The organism is Alicyclobacillus shizuokensis NBRC 103103 (assembly GCF_001552255.1).
GTDB lineage: Bacteria > Bacillota > Bacilli > Alicyclobacillales > Alicyclobacillaceae > Alicyclobacillus_G > Alicyclobacillus_G shizuokensis.
The window spans coordinates 1-2,807 of the sequence record NZ_BCQV01000098.1; the positions used below are offsets into that span (position 1 = coordinate 1).

The following is a 2,807-nucleotide window of genomic DNA, read 5'->3' on the forward strand; positions in this document are numbered from 1 at the left end:
GTCATGACAACTCCCTCTGGATGACCAGATTCACGATGTGATCATCAATGATCCGGTGCTTCGTCTGGGCACTGTACATGAGGCAGTGCGTGCACACCTTGTTGATCATGCGTGCTGCACCACTGGAGAATCGATAAATCTCGTCGATGGCCTTGTCCGAGAAAATCTCGTGCTCGGCCCCGGCATAAGCCAGGTGACGTCGGATGTACTCGCCGACCTCTGCCCGGTCGTAGTACGGAGCTTGCATTGTATGTCGATTCGTTGGCGGATGGCGGCGTACGCCTGGAGGTTTAGACGCTCCCAGAGTTCGCTCTGCCCGACCAGGATGAGCGCCATGGGGCTTTGTGCGTCCATGCGGAAGTTGAGCAGGAAGCGCACCTCCTCCAACATCTCGCGATCCAGCAGATGAGCTTCGTCTACGACGCAAACGGGCTGCACGTGGTGAATGCCGCGCATGAGTTCTATCTCGCGATGCAACTGTCGCTTTGCGTCTCCGCGGTAGAACTTGGACTCACACCCGAGCTGTTCCAACAATCCTTTGTAGAAGTGGCGAGGCGTGAGTCTCGAGTCTGACAGGTAGAGGACTTGGTACTTGGCGCCATCCAGTGTCTCCGCAAAACGGCGAATGGTCGTGGTCTTTCCCGTTCCACAGTCTCCGGTGACAACACAGAACAGTTGCCGCTGTGCCGCGTAGGAAAGCCGCCCAAGCGTATCCTCCAACGATAGCGATGTGTAGAGCTCGCCGGCCGGAATGTTTCTGGCAAACGGGGTGTGCCTAAACCCGTAGAAGGACTCAAACATCTCCCTTCACCTCGTTCCACGCACAGGTGTAGGAGATGGCCCGTGCCTGTCTGTGTTGACGTTGCTCATGCTGTTTCTGCGCAGCGCCCAGCAGCCTGGACGCGTCTGCTGGTTGGGACCCCAAGTGTTCCGGCAACTTGGGGCGTTTGCCAGCCCGCTCCCCGATGACCAAGGGGCGAGCTTTCCACGGTTCATATCCCTCGTACTCGATGGTCACCTCGCTGATGTCTGCCGGGTCGTAAATGACGTCCACTGTGCAACCGATGAACGACAACCCTACCTCATACTTCCGCTCCATGAAGCTGATGCATCCGGACTTGTCCACTTTACGTGTCTCGGCATGCAGGAACGCATTTGCGAGGACCTCCGGTTCAACAAATCGCAGCGCCTTGTGGTCACTACGGTACGCCGTTTCTGGGCTTATGGACTGATTGTTTGTGGAGAGCGCGGCGTGCGGCTTGTTCTGGTAGCATTCCGACAGCCATACGTTGAATTTTTGATTCAGCTGCTCAAGGGTCTGTGGCTTGTCCAGGACAATCTCGCTGAGAAATGAATCGACCGTCCGATTGAATTTCTCCACCTTGCCCTTACTCTCGGCAGCGTACGGCTTGGTGTAGAGGAGCCGTATCCCAAGCTTGGAACAGGTCCTGACCATCCAACGGGTTCGGTACTGTTTTCCGTTGTCGAAGTACACCGAATCCGGGGCGCCGTATTTCTGGATGGCTTGGCGAAAACCATCTTCCACGATGGCCTGGTCGAGGGTGGGGTAAAACTCGGCATGAAGTACGTACCGCGTGGCGTCGTCCAGGAACACGACGAGGTAGACCTGTTTTCTTGCACCGCCAGGCCCAATGGGCAGATACGGGCCGAACTTGATGTCCGACTGCCACAATTCGTTTCGATGCCGGCGCTGAAACCGGCGGGCGGCTGTACCGGTGGTGGCATACATCCGCATCTGACGGGAGCTGTACCCACGCTCCGCCAACTTCTCCTGCAGGGTGCTGCGCTTGATCTGCCCTGGCTTTGCATGCCCCTCCCACTCAAGGATCTGAATGATCTGGGAGATGCTGCGCGTGGGAACCTCCCGTCGCAGCAAGATGGCCTGTTCCAGGAGCGACTCCGGGATGGCCTCTGGTCTTTGATACACCTTGGCTTTTGGCTTGAGGCCCTCGAAACCTTCCTTGCGGTACTTGGCCAGATACCGACGAATGGTTCGTTCGGAGAGGCCCGTTTGTGCGCAGATCTCAGCCCTGATCTGCCGCGCACGGCCTGCATCCAGGCCGTCTGCAAGCAGCCGAGACAGCATCTGCACCCGATTTGCGGCGATTTCCTCCGCCTTCCTCGAATCTTTCATGCCAACCACCTCCATTTTGGTAGGGTCAGCATGAACGTACTTCCACCAGACGCGGATCAACACGCCGAACGGGTATGTCTCCACAAATGCAGATTTGCAAGCGGTCGGACAGCACGCGCCAGCCAACCGGGATGAGGCCCCACGACCCGTCCGATTCGATGGAGTGCGGTTTGCGGATGAGCGGACGAACTCTCCACAGTCCACTGGAAGCGCTCAGCGATGGACTCCAGGCAGCCGGCGGCATATGGGGCAAAGTCCTCAAACCACTGGCACCAGCGCCGCAGCGTGGATTCCTCAACGCAGGCAGGCGTCGCCTTATCTGTGACAGCATCCTCAATGACTTGTGCCTCGTGGCGGCGGTAGGGAACCAGAAAGTTTGGCAGTTCGTGGTGGATCTTGTTACAATCCCGGCAGCGCAGTCGGCGGATGATGAGTTTTACCTTGTCGCCGGAGCTCTGAACCCAGGTCCTTTTCCGACTCCCGATGACGCGAAGCTTACCTTGGCAACAAGGGCAAGGGACATTCTCCGCACTCTGGACAAAAAACACCGGTGGTATGGCTTTCAACAAGCTTAAAATTTGATATACTGACCATATTCGAGTGATGGGACGCCCCTTGTGATGCTGTTTGCCCAGCACCACGTAAATAGGGG

Annotated in this window: 3 protein-coding genes; all 3 read right to left on the bottom strand. The window is 57.2% G+C overall.

Going from position 1 to position 2,807, the window contains the following annotated elements:
- Positions 1 to 105: 105 nt before the first annotated feature.
- Genes ASH01S_RS17385 through ASH01S_RS19420 form a run of 3 tightly spaced genes read right to left on the bottom strand, consistent with a single transcriptional unit; the run spans position 106 to position 2,796 of the window.
- On the bottom strand, positions 106 to 801 hold the full coding sequence (locus ASH01S_RS17385) for an ExeA family protein (protein ID WP_245629150.1): 696 nt from the start codon (positions 799 to 801) through the stop codon (positions 106 to 108).
- Complete coding sequence (locus tag ASH01S_RS17390) at positions 794 to 2,155, bottom strand: DDE-type integrase/transposase/recombinase (protein ID WP_067929695.1); 1,362 nt, start codon at positions 2,153 to 2,155, stop codon at positions 794 to 796. The genes ASH01S_RS17385 and ASH01S_RS17390 overlap by 8 nt, the downstream gene beginning before the upstream one ends.
- A 56-nt stretch (positions 2,156 to 2,211) precedes the next feature.
- On the bottom strand, positions 2,212 to 2,796 hold the full coding sequence (locus tag ASH01S_RS19420; RefSeq protein WP_306302879.1) for a DUF6431 domain-containing protein: 585 nt from the start codon (positions 2,794 to 2,796) through the stop codon (positions 2,212 to 2,214).
- Positions 2,797 to 2,807: the final 11 nt, after the last annotated feature.